25 protein-coding genes and 2 tRNA genes are annotated in these 26,274 nt (G+C 71.8%); 23 read left to right on the forward strand and 4 right to left on the reverse strand.

Annotated elements, in window-relative coordinates:
• The first annotated feature begins 24 nt into the window (after positions 1–24).
• The 8 genes from ACQP1N_RS11950 to ACQP1N_RS11985 all read left to right on the forward strand — a co-directional run bounded on the left by ACQP1N_RS11950 (position 25) and on the right by ACQP1N_RS11985 (position 8,215).
• A complete protein-coding gene (locus ACQP1N_RS11950; protein ID WP_067802340.1) occupies positions 25–1,152 on the forward strand; it encodes a DUF475 domain-containing protein in 1,128 nt (375 codons plus the stop codon).
• Positions 1,153–1,202: 50 nt separating this feature from the next.
• A complete protein-coding gene (locus ACQP1N_RS11955; protein WP_067802343.1) occupies positions 1,203–1,781 on the forward strand; it encodes a TerD family protein in 579 nt (192 codons plus the stop codon).
• Between the two features lie 44 nt (positions 1,782–1,825).
• Entirely contained in the window at positions 1,826–2,983 is a 1,158-nt protein-coding gene (locus ACQP1N_RS11960; RefSeq protein WP_067802346.1) for an HpcH/HpaI aldolase/citrate lyase family protein, read from the forward strand.
• Positions 2,980–4,350 (forward strand): phosphoribosyltransferase family protein, encoded by a 1,371-nt coding sequence (locus ACQP1N_RS11965; RefSeq protein ID WP_433231165.1) that lies wholly within the window; start codon positions 2,980–2,982, stop codon positions 4,348–4,350. Before ACQP1N_RS11960 ends, ACQP1N_RS11965 begins: the two co-directional genes overlap by 4 nt.
• Complete coding sequence (locus ACQP1N_RS11970; protein WP_067802352.1) at positions 4,347–5,459, forward strand: cysteine protease StiP family protein; 1,113 nt, start codon at positions 4,347–4,349, stop codon at positions 5,457–5,459. The genes ACQP1N_RS11965 and ACQP1N_RS11970 overlap by 4 nt, the downstream gene beginning before the upstream one ends.
• Positions 5,456–6,262: an HAD family hydrolase gene (locus tag ACQP1N_RS11975; RefSeq protein ID WP_067802355.1), complete on the forward strand. Its 807-nt coding sequence runs from the start codon at positions 5,456–5,458 to the stop codon at positions 6,260–6,262. The genes ACQP1N_RS11970 and ACQP1N_RS11975 overlap by 4 nt, the downstream gene beginning before the upstream one ends.
• Positions 6,263–6,386: 124 nt before the next feature.
• The gene (locus ACQP1N_RS11980) at positions 6,387–7,706 is read left to right on the forward strand and encodes an MGH1-like glycoside hydrolase domain-containing protein (RefSeq protein ID WP_067802358.1); all 1,320 of its coding nucleotides are present in this window, start codon (positions 6,387–6,389) and stop codon (positions 7,704–7,706) included.
• Between the two features lie 17 nt (positions 7,707–7,723).
• Positions 7,724–8,215 (forward strand): hypothetical protein, encoded by a 492-nt coding sequence (locus ACQP1N_RS11985; RefSeq protein ID WP_067802361.1) that lies wholly within the window; start codon positions 7,724–7,726, stop codon positions 8,213–8,215.
• Here the strand turns inward: ACQP1N_RS11985 and ACQP1N_RS11990 are convergent.
• A complete protein-coding gene (locus ACQP1N_RS11990; protein WP_084263198.1) occupies positions 8,212–8,502 on the reverse strand; it encodes a YtxH domain-containing protein in 291 nt (96 codons plus the stop codon). The genes ACQP1N_RS11985 and ACQP1N_RS11990 overlap by 4 nt on opposite strands.
• A 140-nt stretch (positions 8,503–8,642) precedes the next feature.
• On the opposite strand from ACQP1N_RS11990, the gene ACQP1N_RS11995 reads away from it, so the two are divergent.
• The 7 genes from ACQP1N_RS11995 (at position 8,643) to mnhG (ending at position 15,382) form a co-directional block, all read left to right on the forward strand.
• Positions 8,643–8,715, forward strand: a tRNA-Asn gene (locus tag ACQP1N_RS11995).
• 747 nt (positions 8,716–9,462) lie between these two features.
• A complete protein-coding gene (locus ACQP1N_RS12000; protein WP_433231169.1) occupies positions 9,463–12,261 on the forward strand; it encodes a Na+/H+ antiporter subunit A in 2,799 nt (932 codons plus the stop codon).
• On the forward strand, positions 12,258–12,683 hold the full coding sequence (locus ACQP1N_RS12005) for a Na(+)/H(+) antiporter subunit C (protein ID WP_433231172.1): 426 nt from the start codon (positions 12,258–12,260) through the stop codon (positions 12,681–12,683). The genes ACQP1N_RS12000 and ACQP1N_RS12005 overlap by 4 nt, the downstream gene beginning before the upstream one ends.
• Positions 12,680–14,230, forward strand: a complete 1,551-nt coding sequence (locus tag ACQP1N_RS12010) for a Na+/H+ antiporter subunit D (RefSeq protein WP_067805183.1) — start codon at positions 12,680–12,682, stop codon at positions 14,228–14,230. Before ACQP1N_RS12005 ends, ACQP1N_RS12010 begins: the two co-directional genes overlap by 4 nt.
• On the forward strand, positions 14,227–14,778 hold the full coding sequence (locus ACQP1N_RS12015) for a Na+/H+ antiporter subunit E (RefSeq protein WP_433231175.1): 552 nt from the start codon (positions 14,227–14,229) through the stop codon (positions 14,776–14,778). The genes ACQP1N_RS12010 and ACQP1N_RS12015 overlap by 4 nt, the downstream gene beginning before the upstream one ends.
• The gene (locus ACQP1N_RS12020) at positions 14,775–15,044 is read left to right on the forward strand and encodes a monovalent cation/H+ antiporter complex subunit F (protein WP_067805189.1); all 270 of its coding nucleotides are present in this window, start codon (positions 14,775–14,777) and stop codon (positions 15,042–15,044) included. The genes ACQP1N_RS12015 and ACQP1N_RS12020 overlap by 4 nt, the downstream gene beginning before the upstream one ends.
• Positions 15,041–15,382, forward strand: coding sequence for a monovalent cation/H(+) antiporter subunit G (mnhG, locus tag ACQP1N_RS12025; RefSeq protein ID WP_067805191.1), 342 nt, complete (start codon positions 15,041–15,043; stop codon positions 15,380–15,382). The genes ACQP1N_RS12020 and mnhG overlap by 4 nt, the downstream gene beginning before the upstream one ends.
• Position 15,383: 1 nt before the next feature.
• Here the strand turns inward: mnhG and ACQP1N_RS12030 are convergent, their stop codons facing one another.
• A complete protein-coding gene (locus tag ACQP1N_RS12030; RefSeq protein WP_433231180.1) occupies positions 15,384–16,244 on the reverse strand; it encodes a siderophore-interacting protein in 861 nt (286 codons plus the stop codon).
• Between the two features lie 180 nt (positions 16,245–16,424).
• On the opposite strand from ACQP1N_RS12030, the gene ACQP1N_RS12035 reads away from it, so the two are divergent.
• Genes ACQP1N_RS12035 through ACQP1N_RS12045 form a run of 3 tightly spaced genes read left to right on the forward strand, consistent with a single transcriptional unit; the run spans position 16,425 to position 19,155 of the window.
• Positions 16,425–17,906, forward strand: a complete 1,482-nt coding sequence (locus tag ACQP1N_RS12035; RefSeq protein ID WP_067805221.1) for an MFS transporter — start codon at positions 16,425–16,427, stop codon at positions 17,904–17,906.
• The gene (locus tag ACQP1N_RS12040; RefSeq protein WP_067805199.1) at positions 17,903–18,355 is read left to right on the forward strand and encodes a MarR family winged helix-turn-helix transcriptional regulator; all 453 of its coding nucleotides are present in this window, start codon (positions 17,903–17,905) and stop codon (positions 18,353–18,355) included. Before ACQP1N_RS12035 ends, ACQP1N_RS12040 begins: the two co-directional genes overlap by 4 nt.
• Before the next feature lie 44 nt (positions 18,356–18,399).
• Positions 18,400–19,155, forward strand: a complete 756-nt coding sequence (locus ACQP1N_RS12045) for a neutral zinc metallopeptidase (protein ID WP_433231185.1) — start codon at positions 18,400–18,402, stop codon at positions 19,153–19,155.
• Here the strand turns inward: ACQP1N_RS12045 and ACQP1N_RS12050 are convergent.
• Complete coding sequence (locus ACQP1N_RS12050; protein WP_067805205.1) at positions 19,148–19,438, reverse strand: MTH1187 family thiamine-binding protein; 291 nt, start codon at positions 19,436–19,438, stop codon at positions 19,148–19,150. The two genes, ACQP1N_RS12045 and ACQP1N_RS12050, sit on opposite strands and share 8 nt — an antisense overlap.
• A gap of 119 nt (positions 19,439–19,557) precedes the next feature.
• On the opposite strand from ACQP1N_RS12050, the gene ACQP1N_RS12055 reads away from it, so the two are divergent.
• The 3 genes from ACQP1N_RS12055 to ACQP1N_RS12065 all read left to right on the forward strand — a co-directional run bounded on the left by ACQP1N_RS12055 (position 19,558) and on the right by ACQP1N_RS12065 (position 23,207).
• Positions 19,558–20,331: an enoyl-CoA hydratase-related protein gene (locus ACQP1N_RS12055; RefSeq protein WP_433231187.1), complete on the forward strand. Its 774-nt coding sequence runs from the start codon at positions 19,558–19,560 to the stop codon at positions 20,329–20,331.
• A 158-nt stretch (positions 20,332–20,489) separates the two neighbouring features.
• Positions 20,490–22,826 carry a nitric-oxide reductase large subunit gene (locus tag ACQP1N_RS12060; RefSeq protein ID WP_433231190.1) on the forward strand — a complete coding sequence of 779 codons (2,337 nt, stop codon included), beginning with the start codon at positions 20,490–20,492 and terminating at the stop codon, positions 22,824–22,826.
• Between the two features lie 9 nt (positions 22,827–22,835).
• Positions 22,836–23,207, forward strand: a complete 372-nt coding sequence (locus ACQP1N_RS12065; protein ID WP_067805216.1) for a hypothetical protein — start codon at positions 22,836–22,838, stop codon at positions 23,205–23,207.
• Between the two features lie 505 nt (positions 23,208–23,712).
• Here ACQP1N_RS12065 and ACQP1N_RS12070 read toward each other — a convergent pair.
• Positions 23,713–23,786: transfer RNA gene (locus ACQP1N_RS12070), tRNA-Ile, on the reverse strand.
• A 269-nt stretch (positions 23,787–24,055) separates the two neighbouring features.
• On the opposite strand from ACQP1N_RS12070, the gene ACQP1N_RS12075 reads away from it, so the two are divergent.
• Both ACQP1N_RS12075 and ACQP1N_RS12080 read left to right on the forward strand, forming a co-directional pair.
• Positions 24,056–24,631 (forward strand): LppX_LprAFG lipoprotein, encoded by a 576-nt coding sequence (locus ACQP1N_RS12075; protein WP_433231194.1) that lies wholly within the window; start codon positions 24,056–24,058, stop codon positions 24,629–24,631.
• Positions 24,632–24,641: 10 nt separating this feature from the next.
• A complete protein-coding gene (locus ACQP1N_RS12080; protein WP_084263378.1) occupies positions 24,642–26,243 on the forward strand; it encodes an MFS transporter in 1,602 nt (533 codons plus the stop codon).
• The last annotated feature ends 31 nt before the right edge of the window (positions 26,244–26,274 follow it).

Below are 26,274 nucleotides of genomic sequence, written 5' to 3' on the forward strand. Positions count from 1 at the left end.
CGCCTCTCTCACGGAAATACGCCCATGATTCTTCGCACCTTCGGTTGGTCCCTCGGCGTCACGGCCCTCGGGCTGCTGGCCGCCCTCCTCTACGATGGGCCGACCGGACTGGCCCTCGTCGCCGTGCTCGCCGTCCTTGAGGTCTCGCTCTCGTTCGACAACGCCGTGGTCAACGCCAAGGTGCTCGACCGGATGAGCCCCTTCTGGCAGAAGATCTTCCTGACCGTCGGCATCGCGATCGCGGTGTTCGGCATGCGGCTGGTCTTCCCCCTGCTGATCGTGGGCATCACGGCCAAGCTGAGCCCCGTCCAGGCGGTCGACCTCGCGCTCAACGACTCCCACCGCTACCACCAGCTCATGAACGACGCGTATCCGATGATCGCGGCGTTCGGCGGCATGTTCCTGATGATGCTGTTCCTGGACTTCGTGTTCGAGGAACGCGCCGACAAGTGGCTGCCGTGGCTGGAGCGCCCGCTCGCCCGCATCGGCAAGCTCGACCAGCTGTCGGTGGTCGTCGCGGGCGGCTCGCTGGCGTTCGTGGCGTGGCTGTCGGCCGCCGACCCGGGCAACGTCATGATCGCGGGCGTGCTCGGCATGGTGACCTACATCCTGGTCAACGGGCTCGGCGAGCTGTTCTCCGAGGCGAGCGAGGAGGACGAGGACGGCGAGGAGGAGGGCGAGGACGAGGCCCGCGAGGTCGCGGCCGGGCGGTCCGGGCCGAGCCGGCTGGCGCTGGCCACCGGCAAGGCCGGGTTCTTCCTGTTCCTCTACCTGGAGGTCCTGGACGCCTCGTTCAGCTTCGACGGCGTCATCGGCGCGTTCGCGATCAGCACCGACCCGATCGTCATCGCGCTGGGGCTCGGCATCGGCGCCATGTACATCCGGTCCCTGACCGTCTTCCTGGTCCGCAAGGGGACATTGCACGAGTACGTCTACCTGGAGCACGGTGCGCACTGGGCGATCGGGGCGCTCGCGGTCTGCATGCTGGTCAGCATCGGCCACCACGTCCCCGAGTGGGTCACCGGCGGGCTCGGCGCCGGCCTGATCATCGCGGCGTTCGTCAGCTCCGTCGTCCGCAACCGGGGCACGCGGGACGAGTCCTCCGGTCCGGCGGCCGGCGAGGAGAAGCGGCTGGACTCCAGCAATGTCTGACCCGCGAACCCCGCCCCGCGACCCGTACTGATCACCGAAGGAGCCGAACGATGTCGATCTCGCTGCAGAAGGGCCAGAAGGTCTCGCTCGCCAAACCCGGCGGCGGGACCCTCACCCGGGTCAGGATGGGGCTCGGCTGGGACGCCGTCGCCAAGAAGGGCCTGTTCGGCAGGGGCAAGGCGCAGTCGATCGACCTGGACGCCTCCTGCCTGCTGTTCGACGCCGCCGGGAACCTCGCCGACCAGGTGTGGTTCCGGCAACTGCGCAGCAAGGACGGGTCCGTCCAGCACACCGGCGACAACCTGACCGGCGAGGGCGAGGGCGACGACGAGGTCATCAACGTCGACCTGCAGAGCGTCCCGGCGAACATCACCCAGCTGGTGTTCACGGTGAACTCCTTCACCGGGCAGGACTTCTCGCAGATCGCGAACGCGTTCTGCCGGCTGGTGGACGAGAGCACCGGCCAGGAGATCGCCCGCTACGACCTGAGCGGCGCCGGCCGGCACAACGCGCAGATCATGGCCAAGGTGTCGCGGGACGGGCAGGGCTGGTCGATGACGGCGATCGGCGCGAGCGCGACCGGGCGCACGTTCCAGCACCTGCTGCCGACCGTGGCGACGCACCTGTGACACGGTGCCCGCGGTGCTGATCCGCCGCGTCTGACGAGGGGTCCATGCGGCATTTCGACCACATCGACGCGGCGCGTCGCAAGCATCTGTTCTACCGGCATCCGCGGTCGTTCGACCGGCACGACGATCCCGCGGTGCTGGCGGTCGCGCTCGGCGCGACCCTGTACACCCCCGCCACCCGGCCGGGTCTCGCCGACGACGTCGAGCGGGCCGCGCGGCGCGGCGTGATGAGCATGGTCGTGTGCCTGGAGGACGCGATCGCCGACGACGAGGTCGAGGCCGGCGAGGCGAACCTCGTGGCGCAGTTGCGGGCCCTGGACGGGCGCGGCACGGACGTGCCGCTGCTGTTCGTCCGGGTCCGCGACCCCCGGCAGATCGGTGACCTGCTCGGCCTGCTCGGCGACGCCGCCGCGCTGATCAGCGGGTTCGTGCTGCCGAAGTTCAGCGCGGTGGCCGGTGGAGCGTTCCTGGACGCGCTGGAGGACGCCGCCGTCCGCACGGGGCTGCCGCTGCTGGCGATGCCGGTGATCGAGAGCCCGGAGGCGGTGTACGCCGAGACGCGGGCGGAGATGCTGCACGACGTGGCGCGTCTGCTGGCCAAGCACCGCTCCCGGATTCTCGCCGTCCGGCTGGGGGCGACGGACATGTCCGCCGCCTACGGGCTGCGCCGGCCGCCGGATCTGACGATCTACGACATCCGGCCGGTGGCGAGCGTGATCTGCGACGTGGTGAACATCCTCGGCCGTGCCGACGGGACCGGGTACGTGGTGACCGGGCCGGTGTGGGAGTACTTCTCGGCGGGGGAGCGGATGTTCAAGCCGCAGCTCCGCCAGTCGCCGTTCGAGGCGCAGCAGGCGGTTCCGCTGCGGCAGCGGCTGATCACCTCGGACCTGGACGGGCTGATCCGCGAGGTGCACCTGGACAAGGCGAACGGCCTCACCGGCAAGACCGTGATCCATCCGAGCCATGTGGCGGCCGTCCACGCCCTGTCGGTGGTGACGCACGAGGAGTACTGCGACGCCGCCGACATCCTGGGCGTCGCCGGGGGCGGGGCGATGGCCAGCTCCTACGCCAACAAGATGAACGAGGCCAAGCCGCACCGCGCCTGGGCGCAGCGGCTGATGCTGCGAGCTCAGGTGTTCGGGGTCGCGGCGGAGGGCGTCACGTTCGTCGAGTTGCTGGAAGCGGCGGGTGGCCAGTGACTTCTTTCTGGGTGGCCTCGCGGCTGGGGGTGCGGCTGGCGGACGGTTCACGCCCGGCCGGGGCGGGGCTGTCGTCGCTGGTGGGGTTGGCGGTGCGGCGTAATCCGCGCCGGGCGCATCTGCTGGTGTCGGCTGTGCTGGGCAAGCACATCCCGACAGACCCGCGGCTCGTGTACGGGTCGGGGTTGCTGCTGGGGGAGCTTGTGCGCGCGCGCCTGCGGGGCGAGGAGGCGGTACATCCCGGTTCGCTTCTCTCCGATGCCCTGGATGGTGTCCCTGGCGCTGCCGCCGGTTTGCGTGACCTCATGCGTGCGCCTCGGGTTCCTGCGGACGCGATCGTCCTGGGCTATGCCGAGACGGCCACGGCCTTGGGGCATTCGGTGGCGGACGCCCTGGACGGGGCCTGCTACCTGCACTCGACACGGCGTCCCGTGCCCGGGTTCGCCGCTTACGGCGGGTTCGAGGAGGAGCACAGCCATGCCACGAGCCATCTGCTGCTGCCCGCCGATGCGGGGATGCTCGATCGGGACGTCCCGGTCGTCCTGGTGGACGACGAGCTCTCGACCGGGCGGACGGTGGTGAACACCATCCAGGCGTTGCATGCCGTCCGGCCCAGGGGGCATTACGTCCTGGCGGCCCTGGTCGACTTGCGCGGCGAGGCCGACCGGGCCCGGATGGACGATCTCGCCGGCCGGCTGGGGACCCGTATCGACGCGGTGGCGCTGGCCGGGGGGCATGTCGAGCTTCCCGAGGGCGTTCTGGAAGCGGGGCGGGCGCTCGTCGCCGGGCTCTCCGGAGGGTCTTCCGGCCCGGGCGAAGGGGCGTCCCTGGGCGAAGGGACGTTCGGCGTGTCGCGGGTCGCGCTGGACTGGCCCGCCGGGGTACCGGACGGAGGACGGCACGGCTTTCTCCCCGCGCATCGGGACCTGCTGGAAAAGGACCTGGCCCGCATGGCGGGCCGTGTCGCCGCGGGGCTCGGAGACGCCTCGCGCGTTCTCGTGCTGGGATTCGAGGAACTGATGTACGCGCCGCTGCGGCTCGCGGAGGCACTCGCCGATGCGCTGCCCGGCGTGGACGTCCGATACTCGACGACCACACGTTCGCCTGTGCTCGCTGTGGACGACCCCGGGTACGCGATAAGGACGCGCCTGGTCTTCCCCTCCCATGACGATCCCGCCGATGGGCAGGGGGAGCGGTACGCCTACAACGTCGCTCCCGGCTTGGGTCAACGCGGGTTCGATCGGATCGTGTTCGTGGTGGACGACGTTGGAGACACTGAGGCACTCGCCGGCGGGCTCTTGGAGCGGCTGCGCGCGCTTGCCCCCGTGCTGGTCGCCACCGTGCCATCCCATAGGAGGGGTTTGTGAAGCCGCTGTACGGGCCGTCTTTCGGCAGCTACCCGGCGGAGGACGTCGCGTGGCTGCTCAAAGACCTCTCGCATGTGCGGCTGGAGGCGCCCACAGAGGATCGTGAGGCGGCGATCCAGGCGGGCCAGGCCCACTACGCCGAGTCGCTGCCCGTCGAATACCAGCCGGGCCCGGAGTACCTGAGGCTGTTCCACCGGGCGCTGGAGGCGTCGGCTGAGCGGCTCGCATACGCGACCGGACTGGTCACCGAGCTGGTCCTCGCCGAACGCGGCCCGGACGCGGTCCTGGTGTCGCTGGCCCGCGCGGGGACGCCCGTGGGAATCCTGATGCGGCGCTGGGCCCGATACGCGCACGGCCTGGACGTCCCGCACTACGCGGTGAGCATCGTCCGGGGCCGGGGCATCGACACGGTGGCGCTGCGGTACCTCGCCGGGCACCACGACCCGGCGTCCGTGATGTTCGTGGACGGCTGGACGGGCAAGGGCGCGATCACGCGGGAGCTGACCGCGGCGCTGGCGTCGCATCCGTTCCCGTCCGATCTCGCCGTCCTCGCCGACCCGGGGCGGTGCACCCCGCTGCACGGCACGCGCGACGACTTCCTGATCCCGTCCGCCTGCCTCAATTCGACGGTGTCGGGCCTGGTCAGCCGGACCGTGCTGAACGCGTCCCTGATCGGCCCGGACGACTTCCACGGTGCGAAGTCCTACCGGGAGCTGGCCGGCGACGACGTGTCCGCCGTGTTCCTCGACGCGGTGTGCGCGCGGTTCCCGGACGTGGCCGAACGCGTCGCCAAGGACCTGCCGGAGGCGCGGGCCGCCGACCGCGCGCCCGACTGGTCCGGGTGGGAGGCCGTCCGGCGTTGCGCCGAGACCGAAGGGATCGACGACCTGAACCTCGTCAAGCCCGGGATCGGGGAGACCACCCGGGTGCTGTTGCGGCGCGTCCCATGGAAGGTGCTCGTGCGGGCCGACGCCGGTCCCGAAGTGACGCACATCCGGTTGCTCGCCGACGAACGGGGGGTGCCCGTCCACGAGGTCGAGCCGGAGCGGTTCCCCTACGCGTGCATGGGCTTCATCCATCCTCGCTTTGGCAAGGGGGCCGTCCAGTGACCGTCCTGGTGTGCTCCGACCTCGACCGTACGCTCATCTACTCCGCCGCCGCGTTCGCTTTGGACGGGCCAGACGAGACCATGCCGCGTCTCCTGTGCGTGGAGTTCTACCAAGGCGCGCCGCTGTCCTACATGACGGAGGCTTCTGCGCGGACGCTCGAAACGCTCGTGACGGCCGCGACATTCGTCCCGACGACCACGCGCACACCGGAGCAGTACCGGCGCGTCCAACTGCTGGAGAAGCCGCCCGCGTACGCCATCTGCGCGAACGGCGGCCATCTCCTTGTGGACGGCGAGGACGACCCGGAGTGGGCGGAGACCGTCCGGAACCGGGTCGCGGAGGGATGCGCGCCGCTCGCGGACGTCCAGCACCACCTCGTCCAGGTGAGCGGTGACTTCGTCTTGAAGCGGCGTAGCGCGTCCGGCCTGTTCGCCTACATGGTCGTGGACCGGGCCTCGCTGCCCTCCGGATGGGTCGAGGACCTGACCGGCTGGTGTGCCGAACGCGGATGGCGGACGTCCCTGCAAGGCCGCAAGGTCTACTGCCTGCCCGCCCGCCTGACCAAGGCCGCCGCCGCCGCGGAGGTCGCCCGCCGCGCCGGCGCGTCCACGACGTTGTCCGCCGGTGACTCGCTCCTCGACGTCGAACTTCTCGAAGCCGCCGACCTGTCGATCCGTCCCGCCCACGGCGAACTGCACGACACCGGCTGGACGGCCCCCACGACCGCCGTCACCGCCGCGCGTGGCGTCGCCGCGGGGCAGGAAATCGCGGACTGGCTCCTGGAACGCGCGGCGGAACCGTAAATAATCACGTTCCGGCCCCTGTCCGCGTTGAGAAAAGACTCTCCCCAAGGGGTCGCCGTGGCCGCCATCTGAGGCGACAATCACGGTGAACCCCTCTCGCTCCGGAGGAGGGCACCTGGACCACATGAGCTCCCGTCTGACCGGCGACGAGACCGCGCTGTGGAAGGCCGCGGCCCGGGTCCTCGACGCGAACTGGACCGGCACGGCCACCGCCGCGTCGCCCGGCCTTTACCCGCACCAGTGGAGCTGGGACTCCGCGTTCATCAGCATGGGGCTTGCCCGCCACCGCCGCGACCGCGCCGAGGCCGAACTGCTGTCCCTGTTCCGCGGCCAGTGGGCCGACGGGATGCTCCCGCACATCGTGTTCAACACGCGGCTCGCCCGGCACGCGTTCTTCCCCGGCCCCGAACTGTGGCGCAGCGAACGGCAGCCGGACGCGCCGCACGGCGTCCACACCTCCGGGCTCACCCAGCCGCCGCTGCACGCCCTCACCGCCCTCCGCCTGCACGAATGCGCCTCCGACGGGGAACGCAGCCGGGCGTTCCTGGCCCGCCTCTACCCCAAGCTGGCCGCCCAGCACCGCTATCTCGCCCGCGCCCGCGACCTCGGCTCCGGCGGGCTCGTCGCGATCTGCCACCCGTGGGAGTCCGGGCTCGACAACAGCCCCGCCTGGGACCGTCCGCTCGGCGAACTCCGGCTCCCGCCGTCCTCCTACGCGCCCGCGCAGCGCCCCTGCCCGCTGCCGAACGGCGAGGACTACGACCGCTACGTCCGGCTCGCCGCCCTCATGCGGGACGCGGACTACCGTCCCGGCTACCTCCGCGACACGCACCCGTTCGCCGTCGAAGACCCCCTCGTCAACGCCGTCTACCTGGCCTCCACCCACGCCCTCGCCGACATCGCCGAGATCATCGGCGCCGATCCCGTCCCGCACCGGGAGGACGCCGACCGCATCCACCGCGCCGTCCTCGACCGGCTCTGGGACGCCGAGGCCGGCTGCTTCCGCGCCCGTGACCTGCGCGACGACCGGCTGCTGCCCGTCATCACCGTCGGCTCGTTCGGGCCCCTCCTCGACCCCGAACTGCCCGCCCCCCTCGTCCGCAACCTCGTCGACCTGCTGCTGTCCGCCCGCTTCGCCGGCGCCGCCGGATACCCCGTCCCCACCTGCGACATCCAGGCTCCCGCGTTCGACCGCGCCGGCTACTGGCGCGGCCCCACCTGGATCAGCACGAACTGGCTCGTCTGGTACGGCGCCCTCGGCCACGGCCTGCCCGTCGTCGCCGACCTGCTCTACGGCTCCACGATGCGGCTCGTCCGGCAGTCCGGCTTCCGCGAGTTCTTCGACCCGTTCGACGGCACCGGGCGCGGCAGCCACGACTACGCCTGGTCCGCCGCGCTCGTCCTCGATCTTCTCGGGGCCCGTCGTGCGTCCCAGGCGGCCTGATCGCTTACCGTTGAGGCATGCGCCCACTCCGGGGTTCCCTGCCCGCCACGGTGCGTGACGCGCTCCCGCTGGAGCGCGGTGAACGCGTCCTCGCCGCCGCCCCCACCCGGGGCGGCTCCCACGTCGCCGCCACCACGACGGCCCTGCACCTGCCCACGCCGTCCGGCGGCTTCACCCGCATCCCCTGGGAACGCGTCGACCACGCCACCTGGAAGGACGGGTGGCTCCACGTCCAGGAGACGGCCGCGGGCCCCGACCACCACGTCCGGCTCACCGCCCCGGGATCGGTGCCCGAAACCGTCCGGGAACGCGTCACCGCCACCATCGCCGTCAGCCACCAGGCGCAACTCCCCGCCGGCAAGGTCCGCATCGTCGGCCGGCGTCCCGCCGCCGGCGGCGAGGTGCGCTGGACGTTCGTCTTCGACAGCGGGCTGGACCCGTCCGACCCGGGCCTGCGGGCCCAGGCCGAACAGGTCCTGGAGGATCTGCGCCGCCAGACCGGGCTCTAGCCGGGATGCACCTGCGGCCGGTCCTCCTCCGCCGTCTTCTGCCGGCCCTGCAACTGCTCGGGCACCCGGCCCTTCGCCGACGAGGCCAGACCACCGGCCTTGTCGCGCGCCGCACCCGCGAACTCCTCGCCCTTCGCCCGCAGCCGGCCCGCCGCCTCCTGCACGTTCGGGTTCTCCGACACCTGCTGCGACAACCGCTTGATCTGCTCGTACCGCTCGCGCCCGGCCTTCGTCCCGAGGACGTAGCCGACCGCGGCGCCCGCCATGAACATCATGCGCGTCTTCATTCGAACTCCCACTACGGCGGAATCGTGCCACCCCCATACCCGCCGGCGCCGCCCCCATCCATAACGCGTGCGCGAACAGCCCCGGACATGCGCTAACCTAGACGCGCCGACAGGGGCCGAGGGCCCCTCCGGCCGAACGATCCCGCGTAGCTCAATCGGCAGAGCAGCCGGCTGTTAACCGGCAGGTTATTGGTTCGAGTCCAATCGCGGGAGCCGAGGCGGGCAGTCCTGCTCGCCGAGCTTTGCTCGGCTTCGCCGGAGGCCCGCAGTGTTGACCCGGGGGGCGACCCCCCGGACCCCCGATGGGGAGCTTCGCTCCCCCTGCCGGTTGCGGCTCGGGGTTGCGTTCAGGTGTTCTCGGGAGAGCCGAGACGGTTCACTCCGTTCACCGAATTTCGCTCGGCTTCGCCATGGCTCCGCACTCCCCGAAGCGGGGAACTGCGCTCTCAGGCTTTATGGGGGCTCGGTGTCCTCTCAGAAACTGCGGGGCGTCCTTTCTGTTCATCGAGCTTCGCTCGGTTTCGCCGAGGGGCTGCCGGCCGGGGTTGTCCTAGGTTTCTCCGGGTGTCCGTTGGGCTTCGCTCGCCTCGCTGCGGCTCGCCGTGCCTGCTCTGGGCGGGATGCCGCGCTTTCTCTGCCGCCCGGCGTCGTGGACGAATTCCTGGTGAAGTCTTCCCTGTTTCGCCGAGCTTTGCTCTCCGGCCGTGCCTGCGCCGTGGCGTTTCGAAGTCCTCGGGTGTCTCCCGATGTTTTTCCCGAGGAGCCATGTGCCGGACCCGGAGCCGGGGATTTCCAGTGGCGCGGGGTTCGCGGCGCCTATTCGGATGAGCGATCGGGGGCTGCGGGGGCCGGAACGGGCATCGGGCGGTGGCCGGTGGGGCGACGGGTCTCTTCTCGTGCAGTTTTGGGGGCGCTCCTCGGGTAGATCGCTTGCGATGGCGGGGAGGGGGCTGCGGCGGCATGGGGATGTTGGTCGTCGGCTATGCCGTCGTGGCGGTTGTCGTGCCGTGGGTGCTGGGGCGGTATCGGCGGGGGATGGCGTGTGCCGCGGCTCTGCTGCCCGCGGCGACGGCCGTGTGGGCGGCCAGCCGGGTGGGACGGGGGGAACTGTCCGCGCGGCTTGCCTGGGCGTCCGATCTTGGGCTGGTGTTCGACTTTCGGCTGGACGCGCTGTCCAGCGTGATGCTTTTGCTGGTCGGCGGGGTGGGGGCCGTCGTCCTGTGTTACGCGGGCTGGTATTTCGAGCGCCCCGAGCCCCTGATGATCGGGACGCTGGTGGCGTTCGCGGGGGCGATGACGGGGCTGGTGCTCGCCGACAACCTGCTCACCCTCTATGTGTTCTGGGAGCTCACGACGCTGAGCTCGTTCATCCTCATCGGGCACCCGCGGCCGGATCGGGCGGCGGACCGGCGGGCGGCCACGCAGGCGCTTTTGACGACCACGGCGTTCGGCCTGGTCATGCTCGCCGGGTTCGTCGTGCTCGGCCAGGCCGGGGGGACGTACCGCATCTCGGCGCTGGTCGCGGACCCGCCGGGCGGTGCCTCGGCGCGGGCCGGTGTCGTCCTGGTGCTGCTGGGGGCGTTCGCGAAGTCGGCGCAGGTGCCGCTGCACGCCTGGCTGCCGGCCGCGATGGTGGCGCCGACGCCGGTCAGCGCCTACCTGCACGCGGCGGCGATGGTGAAGGCGGGCGTCTATCTCGTGGCGCGGCTGGCGCCCGCGTTCGCCGAGGTGGATCCCTGGCGGCCGATGGTGCTGTCCGTGGGGTTGCTGAGCATGCTCGTGGGCGGCGCCGTCGCCCTGCGGCAGGACGATCTGAAGAGGCTCCTCGCCTACGGGACGGTGAGCCAGCTCGGCCTCCTCATGGTGCTGCTGGGGAACGGGACGCGGGTGGCGGCGCTGGCGGGGGTCGCGCTGCTGCTCGCGCATGGCCTGTTCAAGGCGCCGCTGTTCCTGGCCGCCGGCGTCATCGAGCACCGGATGGGGACGCGTCGCGCGGACCGGCTGTCGGGGGTGGGGCGGCGGCTGCCCGTGCTGGCGATCGCCGCCACCGCGGCGGTCGCCTCCATGATCGGCCTTCCGCCGTTCCTCGGGTTCGTGGCGAAAGAGGCCGCCCTTGAGGCGTTCGCCCACGGCGGCCTGGACATCGCTGTTCTCGCCGGGGTGGTGGCGGGATCGGCGCTGACCGTGGCCTACGGGGTGCGGTTCCTGCACGGCGCCTTCGCGGGCGGGACGGGCGAGGAGCGGCCGGCGGACCCGTGGGGGCTGGTCGTGCCGGTCGTGGTGCTGGCCGCCGCGGGCCTGGCGGGCGGGCTCGTTCCGGGGGCGGTGCAAAGAGCGATCGGGCCCTATGCCGGGACTCTGCCCGGAGCGGCCGGCTACGAACTCGCGGCGTGGCACGGGCTCGGGCTGCCGCTCGGGCTGTCCGCGGCCGCCCTCGCCGCGGGCGCCGGGCTGTACGCCGCGTTCGGGCGGTCGTTCCCCGGCAGGTCCACGCGGTGGCGGCTCCCGGATGCGCAGCGCGCCTACGACGCCGTGATCGAGGGGACGCTGGCCGGCGCGCACGCGGTGACACGGCGGCTGCAGATCGGCTCCCTGCCGGTGTACCTCGGCGTGATCGCGCTGATGGTCACGGCGGTGCCGGGCACGGCGCTGGTGGCGGGCCTGATCCGCGGCACCGGGCCGGATCCGCCGGCGGGCGGGCCGCGGGCCTGGGACGATCCGGCGCAGCTCGTCCTGGCGGCGGTCGTGGTCGCCTGCGCGCTGGCGGCGCTGCGGACCGGCGGCCGGCTGTCGGCGGCCGTCCTGCTGTCCGGGGCGGGGTACGGGGTGGCCGGCCTGTTCGTCGTGCAGGGCGGGCCCGATCTCGCGCTGACCCTCGTGGTCGTGGAGACGCTGTCGCTGATCATGCTCGTGCTGGTGCTCCGGCGGCTGCCGGAGCGGTTCCCGCCGCGGCGCCGGACGGTCTCCGCGCGGGCCGCCGCCGCGGTGATCAGCGTCTGCCTCGGCGGGTTCGTCGCGACCTTCCTGGTGGTGGCGGTGCTGAGCCGCAGCGCCGACCCGGTCGGCCCCGGCTACACCCGGCTCGCCGCGCACGAGCGCACGAAGAACGTGGTGAACGCGATCCTGGTCGATCTGCGCGCGCTCGACACGCTCGGTGAGATCGTGGTGCTGGCCGCGGCCGCGATGGGCGTCGTGAGCCTGGTGCTGACCGGGCCGGGGGCGCGCCGACGGTCCCGGGAGGCCCGGGGCGGGACGGGCGGGCGGGCGCAGAGCCGCTGGCTCGCCACGCCGGGCCGTCCGCCGCTCGGCGGTTCGTCGGTCGTGCTGGAGGCGGCGGCGCGCATGCTGACCCCGACGATCCTGGTGTTCTCGGCGTACCTGTTCTTCGCCGGGCACGGCCGTCCGGGCGGCGGTTTCGTCGGCGGGCTCGTGGCGGGCATGGCGTTCGTCCTGCGGTACCTGCCGGGCGGGCGGCGGGAACTCGCCACCGCGCTGCCCGTCCGTCCCGGCGTGCTGCTCGGCGGCGGGCTGGGGCTCGCGGTCGCGGCGGGCGCGTCCGGCTGGGCGTCCGGCGGGGAGTTCCTGGACTTCACGACGCTGACGGCCACGGTGCCGCTCGCCGGGCACGTCAAGGTGCCGACCAACCTGTTCTTCGACGCGGGCGTGTATCTCCTGGTGCTCGGGCTGGTGCTGACGATCCTCACCACGCTGGGCGCGAGCCTGGAGGAACCGGACGTCCCGGACGAGGGGCCGCCATGACCGGGCCCGGCATCGTCCTCGTGGTGGTGGTCGCCGTGCTGTTCGCGGCCGGCTTCTACCTGCTGATGGAACGGTCCCTCATCCGGATCGTCGTCGGGTTCACCCTGCTCGGGCACGGGGCGAACCTCGTCCTGCTGCTCGCCGGCGGGGCCGCGGGGGCGCCGCCGCTGCTCGATGCCACCGGCCCGCGCCCGATGGCCGACCCGTTCCCGCAGGCCATGGTGCTGACCGCCATCGTGATCACCTTCGGGGTCACGGCGTTCCTGCTGGCCATGGCCTACCGGAGCCGGCAGTTGCGCGGTGGGGACGAGGTCCAGGACGACGTTGAGGACCGCCGGATCTGCGCCGAGCGGCACCACCGCGAGCCCCCGGACGCCACGCCGCTGGAAGCGGAGAACCCCGGGCCGGAGGACGGGGCATGAACGTGCTCGTCCCGCTGCCGTTCGCGCTGCCGCTGTTCGGCGCGGCCCTGGCGACGCTCGCCCGCCGCCGGGGAACCTGGCTGCGGGTCCTCGGCCCGCTGGTCGGCGCGGGCGTGGTCGCGGCCTGCGCCGGGCTGGTGGCGGCCGTGGCCCGGGACGGGGTGATCGCCGTCCAGATGGGCGGCTGGGCCGCGCCGCTCGGCATCACGCTCGTCGCCGACAGGCTGTCGGCGCTGCTGCTGGTGGTGTCCGCCACCGTGCTGCTCGCGATCATGCTGCACGCCGTGGGGGAGGGCGCGGGCGGGCTCAGCGAGCACGAGCCGGGCGTGTTCTACCCCGCCTACCTCACGCTGACCGGCGGGGTCTGCCTGGTGTTCCTCGCCGGCGACCTGTTCAACCTCTTCGTCGCGTTCGAGGTGATGCTCGCGTCGAGCTACGTGCTGATGACGCTGACGCCGACCGGGGAACGGGTGCGGGCCGGGATGACCTACACCGTGGTCAGCCTCACGTCCTCGATCCTCTTTCTCACCGCGCTCGGGCTGACCTACGCGGCGACGGGCACGGTGAACCTCGCGGACCTGTCGGAGCGGACCGCGGGCCTGCCGGGGACCACCCGGACCGCGCTCGCGCTGCTGTTCCTCGTGGTGTTCGGCATCAAGGGCGCGATCGTCCCCATGCACCTGTGGCTGCCCGACAGCTACCCGGCCGCCCTCACCAAGATCACCGCGGTGTTCGCCGCGCTGCTGACCAAGGCCGCCGTCTACGCGCTCATCCGCGTCGAGACGCTGGCGTTCCCGCGCGAGCACGGATCATGGCCGATGCTCGTCCTGGCCGCCGGGACGATCATCATCGGCACCCTGGGCGCGCTGACGCACGACGACATCCACCGGGTGTTCTCCTTCATCCTCGTCGGCCACATCGGCTACATGCTGTTCGGGCTGGCGCTGTTCGACGTCGCGGGCCTGACGGGGGCGATCTTGTACCTCGTCCACCACATCGTCGTGCAGGCGACGCTCTTCCTGGTCAGCGACCTCATGCAGGGGCTCACCGGGGAGACGTCGCTGCACCGGCTCGGCGGGCTGGCGGGCCTTTCGGCGTTCATCGCAGTGCTCTTCTTCATTCCCGCGATGAGCGTGAGCGGCGTACCGCCGACGTCCGGGTTCGTGGCCAAGCTCGCCCTGTTCCAGGCGGGTCTCGGTTCCGGGAGCACCCTGGCCTACGCCGTCACCGGGGTGGCCGTGCTGGGCAGCGTCCTCACCCTGATGGCGATGACCCGGATATGGACGCTGGGGTTCTGGCGCCCGCGCCCGCGGGAGGCCGACGAGGCCGCTCACGCGAGGTCGGCGGAGCGCAGGGCCCGCATGGCCGAGCCCTACACGCGCGGCGGTGTGCGGCTCATGCAGTCGGTGACCGCCGTGATGGTCGCCGCGGGGCTCCTCGTCGCCGTGTTCGCGGGGCCGCTCGCGTCCTGGAGCCGGAGCGCCGCGAGCGACCTGGTCGACCGGACCGGCTACCGGCACGCCGTCCTGGACGGAGGGAGCCCGTGACCCCCGCCGTCCGCGCCGCCGTCTCCCGGCTCGGCATGGCCGCGTGGCTGCTCGCCGTCTGGCTGCTGCTGTGGGGACGAGCCGGTGCCCAGATCCTGATCGGCGGCGTCGTCATCGTCGTCATCGTCTACCTGGTGACCCGCCTGCCGGCCGTCCCGACGCTCAAACGGGTACGGCCGCCGGCGCTCGCCTTGGCGGGCTTGGAGTTCGCGTGGGACCTGCTCGTGTCCAGCGTGGTCATCGGCCGGCACGCGCTGCACCGGCCGCGTCAGGTGCGCGGCGCGATCATCGAGGTGAGCGCCCGGACCCGCTCCGAGCTCATCGTGCTCGCCGTCACGGCGAGCATCAGCCTGCGTCCCGGCACGCTGCTGGTCGATCTCGACTGGGAGCGGCACCTGCTGCGCATTCACGCCATGCCGGTGCGTTCTCAGGACGAGGCGGACTCCACGCGCGACGGCGTGCTCGGCACCGAGCGCAGGCTGATGCGCGCCCTCGTGACCTCCGAGGACGCGTTGGAAGAAGACGAATCGACCGGGGAGGATCGATGACCATCGTCTACGCGGTGGCCCTGGCGCTGCTGGGCGCCGCGTTCCTGATGACGGCGGCGCGGCTGGTCCGCGGCCCGTCCACCTTCGACCGGATCATGGCGCTGGACGTCCTGGCCGTCCTGCTGGTGAGCGGCATCGCGGTGCACGCGGCCGCGCGGGGGGAGCCCGCGCACGCCACGATCCTCGTGGTGGTGGCGCTGATGGGCTTCGTCGGCTCGGTCAGCGCGGCCCGTCTGGCGGCGGCGCGGGCGGAGCGCCGCCCGTGAGGGCCGCCGACGCCGTCACCGCCGTGCTGCTGCTCGCGGGGTCCGGCTTCTGCGCGGTCGGCGCGCTCGGCATGCTGCGCTTCCCGGACCTGCTCACCCGGCTGCACGCCGCGACGAAGCCGCAGACGATCGGGCTCCTGCTCGTCCTCGCCGGGGTGGCCCCGCAGGCCGGTCCGGTCACCGCCGTCACCCCGCTGGCGCTGGTCGCGGTCTTCCAGCTGATCACCGCCCCCGTCACCGCCCAGGCCATCGCCGGCGCCGCCTACCGCGCCGGCGTCATCGACCCCGCCACCCTCACGCTGGACGAGTCCGGGCGCGGATCCGGAGCGGGGCCCTGACTCACTCCCGGGTGGCCGGGCCGGCGGTGACGGCCTCGGCGAGCAGGTCCTCCTCGGTGGCGCCGCGCCGCCAGTAGCCGGTGAACGTGACGGCGCGGCGGTCCAGGCCGCGCTCGGTCACCAGGTGCCGGCGCAGCGCCTTCACCATGGCGGACTCTCCCGCGATCCACGCGTACGCACCGTCCGGGATCGTCGCCGGGCGGACGGCGTCCGGCAGGCCGCCGGGGGAGACCCAGGTGATCTCCGTGCCGGCGGCGGTCGGCAGGTCCCGGCGATCCCCGGGGTGCGGGATCTCGACCCACACCTGGGCGGACGTTCCGGCGGGCAGCCAGGCGAGGTTCCCGGCGATGGCGGGCAGCGCGGTCAGGTCGCCCGCGATCACCACCGGGGCGCCGGGCGGCGGCCGGAAGTCGCAGCCGCCGTTGTCGGGACCGGTCGGGCCGAGGACGGTGACGCGGTCGCCCGCGCTCGCCGCCGCGGCCCACCGGGCGGCCGGCCCGGACGCGCCGCCGGTGTGCAGCGCGAAGTCGATGTCCAGTTCGCCCGGACGGTGGTCGCGGACGGTGTAGGACCGCATGATGCCGCGCTCGGCCGGATCCAGTGCCCGCCAGTCGGCGAACCAGGTGGCGTCCGTGCTGTTCTCCGGCATGACGGGCGCGTCCTGGTGCGGGTGGGGGAGGAACAGCTTGATGCGCTGGTCCCGGCCGCCGGTCGCGAAACCGTCCAGGGCCGTCCCGCCGAACGTGACCCGGACCATGGACGGCCCGAGCCGGGCGGACCGGACGACGTGCAGATCGAAGAACGCGTAGGGGTGGGCCGGGGGCTCGCGGCGGGTGAGGGGACGGGCACCGGTGTTCGGCATGACGGGCGTGCTCCACCATCGACGACGGCGGCCGGAAGATCGGCCAAGAAGAAGTTAGGTTAACCTAACCTAAAATCTCGCGTAGCGGATGTCGCCCGGAACCACCTCCCCGTCCGCGCCGGCTCCCGAGGATCGTTGTACGCTTATAACGTTTATACGTCTACAATGATCGGAGACCGGTTGTCCGAGCTCAGCCCTCGCCGCCGGCTGCTCATCCTGGCCATCTGCTGCATGAGCCTGCTCATCGTCAGCCTGGACAACACGATCCTGAACGTCGCGCTGCCCACGCTTCAGCGCGACTTCGGCAGTTCCCTGTCCGGGCTGCAGTGGACGATCGACGCGTACCTGATCGTCCTCGCGTCGCTGCTGATCCTGGCCGGGTCGACCGCCGACCGGATCGGGCGGCGCCGGGTGTTCCAGACCGGGCTCGCGCTGTTCGTCACCGGGTCCGTGCTGTGCAGCCTCGCGCCGTCCCTCGGCTGGCTCGTCGGCGCCCGCGTCGTGCAGGCCGTCGGCGGGTCGATGCTCAACCCGGTCGCCATGTCGATCATCACGAACGTGTTCACCGAGCCGCGCGAGCGGGCCCGCGCCATCGGCGTGTGGGGCGGCGTCGTCGGGCTCAGCATGGCGATGGGGCCGCTCGTCGGCGGGGTGCTCGTCGAGTCCGTCGGCTGGCGGTCGATCTTCTGGCTGAACGTGCCGATCGGGCTCGCCGCGCTCGCGCTGACCGCGCTGTTCGTGCCCGAGTCGCGCGCCCCGCGCCCGCGCCGGCCCGACCCGGCCGGCCAGGCGTTCATGATCGTGCTGCTCGGGACGCTGACCTACGCGATCATCGAGGCGCCCGGCCGGGGACTCGGCGACCCGGCCGTCTACGGTGCCGCGATCATCGCCGCGGTGTCGCTCGCCGCCTTCGTCGTGCACGCGCTGCGCGCGCCCGAGCCGCTGATCGACCTGCGCTTCTTCCGCAGCCTCCCGTTCTCCGGCGCGACCCTCGTCGCGGTCAGCGGGTTCGCGGCGCTCGGCGGGTTCCTGTTCCTCAACACCCTCTACCTGCAGAACGTGCGGGGGCTGTCGGCGCTGCACGCCGGGCTGTACCTGCTGCCGATGGCCGCGATGACCGCCGTGTGCGCCCCGCTGTCGGGACGGCTCGTCGGCGCCCGGGGGCCGCGGCTGCCGCTGCAGATCGCCGGGGCGACGATGCTCGCCAGCGGGCTGCTGTTCGCCGTGCTCGACGGCGAGACCCGGAACGGCACGCTGTTCGCCTCCTACGTTCTGTTCGGCATCGGGTTCGGGACGGTGAACTCGCCGATCACGAACACCGCCGTGTCGGGGATGCCGCGCGCCCAGGCCGGTGTCGCCGCCGCCGTCGCCTCCACCAGCAGGCAGATCGGGCAGGCGCTCGGCGTCGCGGTGATCGGCGCCGTGCTCGCCGCCGGGACGTCCGGCACGCGGACGTCCGGCGCGGCCGGCGCGGACGCCTTCGTGTCCGCCGCCCGCCCGGCATACTGGATCCTGGCCGGCTGCGCCGCCGCCGTGCTCGTGCTCGGCACGGTCACCACCGGCCGGCGGGCCGCCCGCAGCACCGCGCGCGTCGCCGACCTGTTCGAGGCCGGCGAGCCGGCCCCAGACGGACCCCACGTGACGGGAGCGAGCGCCCGATGACCGAGCCCGCCGTCCAGTCCGCCGACCCGTCCGGCGATGTCGCCGCGCGGGCGTGGCACAACCTGCGGGTGCTGATGCACGAGCGGGGCGACCGGCGCCGTGCGGCGACCGAGGCGCTCGGGATGAGCTTCTTCCGGGTCAAGGCGCTGCGCTGCATCGCCGCCGCGACGACACCGCTCACGCTGCGCGACCTCGCCGAGGTGCTGCTCACCGACCGTCCCTACGCGACCCTCGTGGTGGACGATCTGGTCGGCCGCGGCCTGGTGGAGCGGAGCCCGAACCCCGCCGACCGCCGCTCCAAGATCGTCACGGTGACCGAGGCCGGACGCGGCGCGGCGGCGGAGGCCGAGCGGATCCTCGACACCCCGCCGCCGGAACTGTACGACCTCCCGGCCGAGGATCTCGCCGTCCTCGACCGGGTGGCCGCGCGTCTCGTCGCCGGGTGCTGATCGCGCGTTCGACCTTTTGAACGCGTCCGTGCGTATGTTCCGTCATGAGGGAGACCGCACGGAATCATCGGCGGCGCACCGGAGTGGCCGTCGTCGGTGCGCTCGTGCTGACCGGCGCGTTGACGGGCGCGTGCCGGTCCGAGCCGCGCCCCGCGGCGGGCGGAGACACCCATCCCGCCGCGCAGAGCACCAGGGCCGGAAACGGTTCGCCCGCGCCGCCGCCGACGGGCATGTTCGACGAGGCCGGGTTCCAGGAGGACATGCGCGCCGCCGAGACGACCATCGACGACTTCTGGCGGCGGCACTGGGACCGACTGTTCACCGGCTCCTACCGCTCACCGCGCGTCGCCGGGCTCTACGACGGGCGCGACCCGCGGTCGGCGCCGCCCTGCGGGGACGAGCGGCTGAAGCGGGACAACGCGGCCTACTGCCCGCCCGGCGACTACGTGGCGTGGGACGCGCACCTCATGCGGTCCGGGTACGCGCGTGGTGACGCCTGGGTCTACCTGGTGATCGCGCATGAGTGGGGGCACGCGGTCCAGGCGAGGCTCCGCCGCGGCCTGGTGTCGCCCGCCGCCGAACTGCAGGCCGACTGCCTGGCGGGGGCCGCCCTCTACGGCTCGTCCGCCGACGGCACGCTGGAGTTCGAGGACGGCGACGAGCGGGAACTCGTGGACGCCTTCCAGTTCATCGGCGACAGGGCGCCGTGGACGAAGCCCGGCGACCACGGCAGCGCCGCGCAGCGTCTCCGGAACTTCTCCCGCGGCGGGGAGAACGGCGTGCGGGCCTGCTTCACCTGAGCCGGCGTTCCACCGATTCGACCTTGGCGTCGAGAGCGCCGGTCACACCGGGACGAATGTCGGCCTTGACGACGAGGCTCACCCTCGGGGCGCGCGCCGCGACCGCGTCGGTGGCATCCTTCACCACGGCCATCACCTCGTCCCATTCACCCTCGATCGTGGTGAACATCGCGTCGGTCCGGTTGGGCAGGCCGCTCGCCCGCACCACCCGGACCGCCTCCGCGACGAGTTCGCCGACCTCCTCGCCCGCACCGAGCGGGGTCACCGAGAACGCGACGAGCATCGCGCACCTCCCGAAATCCAGGGTTGGACGACCTGCCTCACCACGATCTCATCCGCCCCGTGCCCGGCGAACGACGGACCCGGCCCCCTCCGGCGAGGGGCTGACGTAACGTCGGGACCATGAGCGACGACAACGATGTCCTGGTTCACCGCGACGGCCCGTTCAGCACGATCACGATGAACCGGCCCCGCCGCCGCAACGCGCTCTCCCGCGCCTTCCTGCTCGCGCTGACGGACGCGTTCCGCGAGGTCGGCGCCACCGACGCCCGGGGGGTGATCCTCGCCGCGAACGGCCCGGTCTTCTCCGCCGGGCACGACTTCGCCGACATGGCCGGGGCGTCTCACGCCGATGTCCGGGACCTGCTCCGGGTGTGCGCGGAGCTGATGCGGACGATCCAGAACGTCCCGCAAGTGGTGGTGGCCCGGGTGCACGGCCTGGCGACCGCCGCCGGCTGCCAGCTCGTCGCGAGCTGCGATCTCGCCGTCGCCGCCGAGAGCGCCGGCTTCGCCGCGCCCGGCGGGAAGGGCGGCTGGTTCTGCCACACCCCGCTCGTGGCCATATCGCGCAACATCGGCCGCAAGCGCGCCGCCGAGATGGCCCTCACCGGCGAGATCTTCGATGCCGCCACCGCCGCCGGCTGGGGCCTGATCAACTACGCGGTCCCGGACGGCGAACTCGACAAGGCCACCCACGACCTCCTGCGGCGTGCCACGCAGGGCAGCCCGCGCAGCAAGGCCCTGGGCAAGCAGGCCATGTACGTGCAGCTCGACCGTCCCGAGCAGGACGCCTACGCCTACGCGACCGAGGTGATGGCCGCATCCAGTCAGACCCCGGAGGCCCAGGAGGGCATGACCGCCTTCCTGGAGAAGCGCCGTCCGAGCTGGCCCGCCTGACAGGTCTGGCCACATCTGGCCACCGGTCCTGGACTGCGGACTTTACCCTGTGTCCGATGTCTCCATCGAGAACCTCTGCCACGGCTTGATTTTCACTGTCAGCAGCAATAAATACAGCTTGCGTTAGTAGAAATCATTCCTCTCCCCCTGGAGGACCTGTGGCACTGTCCACGGAGCCGCCGACCCGCCGGGACCGGCTCATCGGCCGCGGCTGGGTGCAGGCGGCGGCGCTCATCATCCTGTTCGGCATGTTCGTGATGGTGCTGATGGGGTTCATGACCTACCGGTCCAGCCCGCCGATCCCCGAGCGCGCCGTCACCCCGTCCGGCCAGACCCTCTACACGCGCGCCGACGTCTTCGCGGGCCAGGACGTGTTCCTCAAGAACGGGCTGATGGAGTACGGCTCGATCTTCGGGCACGGCGCCTACCTCGGCCCCGACTTCACGGCCGACTACCTGCACCGGTCCGCGCAGATGGTGGAGCGCGTCTACGGCGGGACGGGCGATGTGACGCGCCGGGTCCAGGACGACTATCGAACCAACCGGTACAACTCCGACACCGGCACGCTGACGGTCTCCGACGCGCAGGCCGCCGCGTTCGCCGAGCTGACCAAGTACTACGGGGACTTCTTCGCCTCCCCGAAGGGCGAGACGGGCCTGCGTCCGAAGGCCATCACCGACCCGACCGAGATCCGGCAGCTCACGAGCTATTTCGCGTGGAGCGCGTGGGCGGCGTCGGCGGAACGTCCGGGCAAGAAGTACAGCTACACCAACAACTGGCCGTCCGAGCCGCTGGTCGGCAACACCCCGACGGCCGACACCGTGGTGTGGAGCGTGATCAGCCTTGTGGCGCTGATCGGCGGGACGGGCGCGCTGTTCGCCGCGTTCGGCCGCTGGAACTGGCTCGGCTGGCACGGCCGCGACCAGCAGGAACTCCGGTTCCGGGAGCCGCGCTCGGTGGCCTTGACCACCGGCCAGCGGGCGACCGCCGGGTTCTTCCTGGTGATGGCGGTGCTGTTCCTCGCCCAGACGTTCGCCGGGGCGGCGAGCGAGCACTACCGGGCCGACCTCGGCAGTTTCTTCGGCATTCCGCTCGACCGGTGGCTGCCGTTCAACGTGGTCCGGACGTGGCACGTGCAGTTGTCGCTGTTCTGGGTGTCCACCAGTTTCCTCGCGGCCGGCATCTTCCTGGTGCCGATGATCACCAAGCGGCGCGACCCGAAGGGGCAGGGCGCTTTGGCCTATGCGCTGCTCGGCGCCCTGGCCGTCGTTGTGGGCGGCTCGATGCTCGGCGAGCTCGCGGGCATGCGCGGGGCGTTCGGTCGGCTCTGGAGCTGGCTCGGGATGCAGGGCTTCGAGTACCTGGATCTCGGTAAGTTCTGGCAGATCCTGCTCACCCTCGGCATGTTCGTGTGGGTGGTGATCCTGTGGCGCGGGATGCGGCACCGCCTCGCGACCGAGAGCCGGGTCAACCTGCCGTGGCTGTTCTTCTTCGCCGCGCTGGCGCTGCCCGTCGTCTACGCGACCGGCCTGCTGGCCAAGCACGACTCCCCGTACGCGATCAGCGACTTCTGGCGTTTCATGATCGTGCACCTGTGGGTCGAGGACTTCCTGGAGTTGTTCACCACCGTCATGGTGGCGTACATCTTCGTGCTGCTCGGTGTCGTCCGCGAGAAGGTCGCGCTGCGCGTGGTCTTCCTCGACATCATCCTGTACAGCGTGGGCGGGGTCATCGGGACGGCGCACCACTGGTATTTCAACGGCGAGCCGGCCGCGGTGCTCGCGCTGGGCGCGTTCTTCTCGGCGTTCGAGGTCATCCCGCTGACGTTCCTCACGGTGGAGGCGTGGAGCTTCATCCGGCTCGGCGCCCGGCAGGAGTCGAAGAGCCCGACGCCGTTCCCGCACCGCTGGGCGGTGATGTTCCTGGTCGCGGTGGGGTTCTGGAACTTCCTCGGCGCCGGCATCTTCGGTTTCCTGATCAACCTGCCGATCGTGTCGTACTACGAGATGGGCACGGTCCTCACCGCGAACCACGGCCACGCGGCGATGATGGGCGTGTACGGCATGCTCGCGGTGGGCTTCGCGGTGTTCGCGCTGCGTTACCTGGTTCCGGAGAAACGCTGGTCGGACAAGCTCGTCTCGATCAGTTTCTGGTCGTTGAACGCGGGCCTGGCCTGGATGGTGTTCGTGACCCTGCTGCCGATCGGCCTGCTGCAGCTGTACCACTCGGTGGACGTCGGCTACACCGACGCCCGCTCGCTCGCCTACGCCGGAAGCAGCCCCAACAACATCTTCGAGTGGCTGCGCCTCCCGGGTGACGTCCTGTTCATGGTCGGCGGCGTGGGCCCGCTGGTCTGGCTGGCGTGGCTGGGCGTCCGCTACCGAGGCCGCCATACTGATTCCCCGGTGGAGCCGCCCACCGAGGATCTGGCCCTGTTCACCGAGGTCACCGAGGTCACGGAGGCCACCGAGTCAACGACCGAAGTGAAGAGCTAGCGAGGATCCATGCGCTTCGAAGCCGGTTTCGTGGCCTGTTACGCACTCGTCATGCTGCTGGGTGCCGTGGGCCTGCACCGTCTCGGGCGAAAGGACAGTTCCGCGTGGACGAGCCGGGCGCTCGCCGGTCACCGCCGGCAGGCTCCCGGCCCGCCCCCGGAGACGGACCCGGCGGACTGGCCCCACTCGGATGCCGGCCGCCTGCACACCCTGGTCGCGCTGGTGATAGCCGCCGCGTCCCTGACGCTGACGCTCGTCGAGCTGTTCCGCCACCACAACGCGATCGAACTGCCCGTCCTGGCCCTGACGGCCCTGGCCGCCGCGGCCGCCCTGACCCACCTGACAACCCAGTTCACCCGCAAACCCGAGGACCACCCCTGACCAAGGCCCCGGCCAACCGGCCGGGGCCCCCAGAGCCGAAGAGCACACCCCAAAGCGGAAGGGAAGAGGGGCGAAGCCCCACCCCCGCGCAGTGAGAAGGGTGACCGTGGCCCTGAGCCGGGAGGGGGCAAGGGGCGTAGCCCCCAAAAAACCGGCGCAGTGAGAAAGGTGATCGTGAACCCGAGCCGGGAGGGGGCAAGGGGCGTAGCCCCCAAAAAACCGGCGCAGTGAGAAAGGTGATCGTGAACCCGAGCCGGGAGGGGGCAAGGGGCGTAGCCCCCAAAAAACCGGCGCAGTGAGAAAGGTGACCGCGGACCCGAGCCGGGAGGGGGCAAGGGGCGTAGCCCCCAAAACCCCCGCGCAGTGAGAAAGGTGACCGCGGACCCGAGCCGGGAGGGGGCGTGGGGGCGGAGCCCCCACATCGGGGGTCCGGGGGTCGCCCCCGGGAAGACATGCCGGAGGAGCAAGGTCCGCGCTTTCCGCGGACACACTTCGCCCAGCTCCGTAGGGCGGGCGGGACTCGAACCCGCGACCGGGAGATTATGAGTCTCCTGCTCTGACCAGCTGAGCTACCGCCCCGAGCCGTTCCCCGGTGACGGTGGGGTTTGGCCGCGTGCAATCTTAGCGGCGGGGCGGGCGGTGGGGCGACCGTGATGGGGATGTCCTACTTCTGGCTGGGGAATGCCATACCTGGGAGCGAGTGACGGGTGCGGTGACCCGTCGGTAGGGTCCCGCGTATGTCCAGACGCATTTTCGCTGTTGTTCCGGTTGTGCTGGCGCTGGTGTTCTCCGGTGCGTGTGACGGTGGTGGGTCGGGTGGGGCCGGGAAGAAGGCGGATTTTGATGCGGTGCGGACGCTTGGTCAGGCGGCGCAGGCGATGGGGGGTCTGAAGAGCGTCGGGTTCTCGCTGGAGTCGGACGGCAGGACGCCGGTCGTTGTGAAGAGCGGTGACATGAAGTTGCTCCGCAGCGGGGACGCGGAGGGGACGCTGACGGTGGAGCAGCAGGGCCAGAACGTGGAGATGAAGGTCGTGGCGCTGGGGGACAGCATTTTCCTGGACGCGGGGACGGGCGGCTGGCGGAAGTTGCCGAAGGCGCTGGCGGCGAGCGTGTACGACCCGTCGGCGGTGCTGGATCCGCAGCGGGGGATCGCGATGTTGTTGTCGTCGGCGAAGTCGCCGGTGCCGCAGGCGGTGGAGAAGGTGGACGGCAGGGAGACGTACCGGGTGGGCGCGAAGCTGCCGAAGGAGCAGATCGCGGGCCTGATCCCGGGGATCAACGACGACATGGACGGCCAGGTGTGGGTGAGCAGGGCGGACCATCGGCTGGTGAGGGTGCGGGGGCGGTTCCCGGAGGGGCGGGGCGCGGTGGTGATCTCGTTCACCGAGTTCGACGCCCCGTACAAGATCAGCGCGCCGAAGTAGGGCGGCGGGGGTGAGGGGGCGGCGCCGGCTCGCGATCGGGGCGGGCGGCGCGGTGGTGCTGCTGGCCGCGTTGGACGCGTATGTCGTCACGACGGTCTTGGTGCCGATGGTGAAGGACCTCGGGGTTCCGGTCAACCGGCTGGAGCGGGTGACGCCCGTCCTGACGGGGTTCTTGCTGGGGTATGTCGCGGCGATGCCGCTGCTCGGGCAGTTGTCGGACCGGTTCGGGCGGCGTCCGCTGCTGCAGGCGTGCCTGGTGTTCTTCGCGGTGGGGTCGGTCGTGACCGCGGTGGCGCATGACGTGCCGGTGCTGACGGCGGGGCGGGTGGTGCAGGGTGTCGCGGGCGGGGCGCTGCTGCCGGTGACGATGGCGCTGGCGGGGGATCTGTGGGACGGGCGGCAGCGTCCGGTGGTGCTCGGCGCGGTGGGGGCCGCGCAGGAGCTGGGGAGTGTGCTCGGCCCGCTGTACGGGGCGGGGGTCGCGGCGGCGCTGGGGTGGCGGGCGATCTTCTGGATCAATGTCCCGCTGGCGGTCGCGGCGATGGCGGCCGTGCAGTTCGCGGTGCCGGGCGGGCGCGGGCGGGGGCCGCGGCCCGGGGTGGACGTCGTCGGCGGCTTGCTGCTGGCGTTGGGGCTGGGGCTGCTGGTCGCGGCCGTCTACAACCCGGAGCCGGAGGAGTCGGCGCTGCCGTCGTGGGGTCTGCCGGTGCTGGGCGCGGGCGCCTTCGTGCTGGTGGTGTTCGTCGTGTGGGAGGTCAGGTCGAGGACGCGGCTGCTGGATCTGTCGGGTGTGCGGCGGGGTCCGCTGCTGGCGACGCTGGGCGTGAGTCTGCTGTCGGGTGCGGCGTTGATGGTCACGCTCGTGGATGTGGTGCTGGTGGCGCAGACCGTTCTGCGCAAGGACACCACGGAGGGCGCGCTGCTGCTGACCAGGTTCCTGGTGGCGCTGCCGGTCGCGGCGGTGGCCGGTGGGCTGGTCGCCCGGCGGGTGGGGGAGCGGTGGCCGATGGCGGCGGGCATGGCGGTTGCCGCGGGCGGTTATCTGCTGATCGCGGGCTGGCCGGCGGATCTGGCGAACGCCTCGTACGGTCCGCTGCCGCGGATGGACGTCGATCTCGTGGTGACGGGGCTCGGGCTGGGTCTGGTGATCGCTCCGGTGTCGTCGGCGGTGCTGGCGGCGGTCCCGGCGGTGCAGCACGGTGTGGCGTCGGCCGCCGTGGTCGTGGCGCGGATGATGGGGATGCTGCTCGGTGTGTCGGCGCTGTCGGCGTGGGGGTTCTACCGGTTTCACGCGCTGACGGCGGATCTGAAGCCGCCGCTGCCGTTCCTGATGTCGAAGGGTGAGTTCGCGCGGCAGATGGAGGTCTATAACGCGGCGTTGCAGGACGCGCTGCGTGCCGAGTACCGGGAGATTTTCTGGATCACCGCCGGGATGTGCGTGCTCGGTGCCCTGCTGGCGCTGGCCGTGGGGACGCGGCGGGACGCTACCGGTCTGGGCGATGACCTAAAACGGTCATCAACCCGGCATATCGGGCGCGATCCGGGAAATGATTCGGCCACCGGCGATGTGCCGATCAACGAACTCGGGAATATCCTCGGTAAAGAAGGCTGAGGGCCTCTTGCCGGGAGGGCGCTCCCCGGGG

The sequence above is a fragment of the Actinomadura formosensis genome (assembly GCF_050948385.1).
Lineage (GTDB): Bacteria > Actinomycetota > Actinomycetes > Streptosporangiales > Streptosporangiaceae > Spirillospora > Spirillospora formosensis.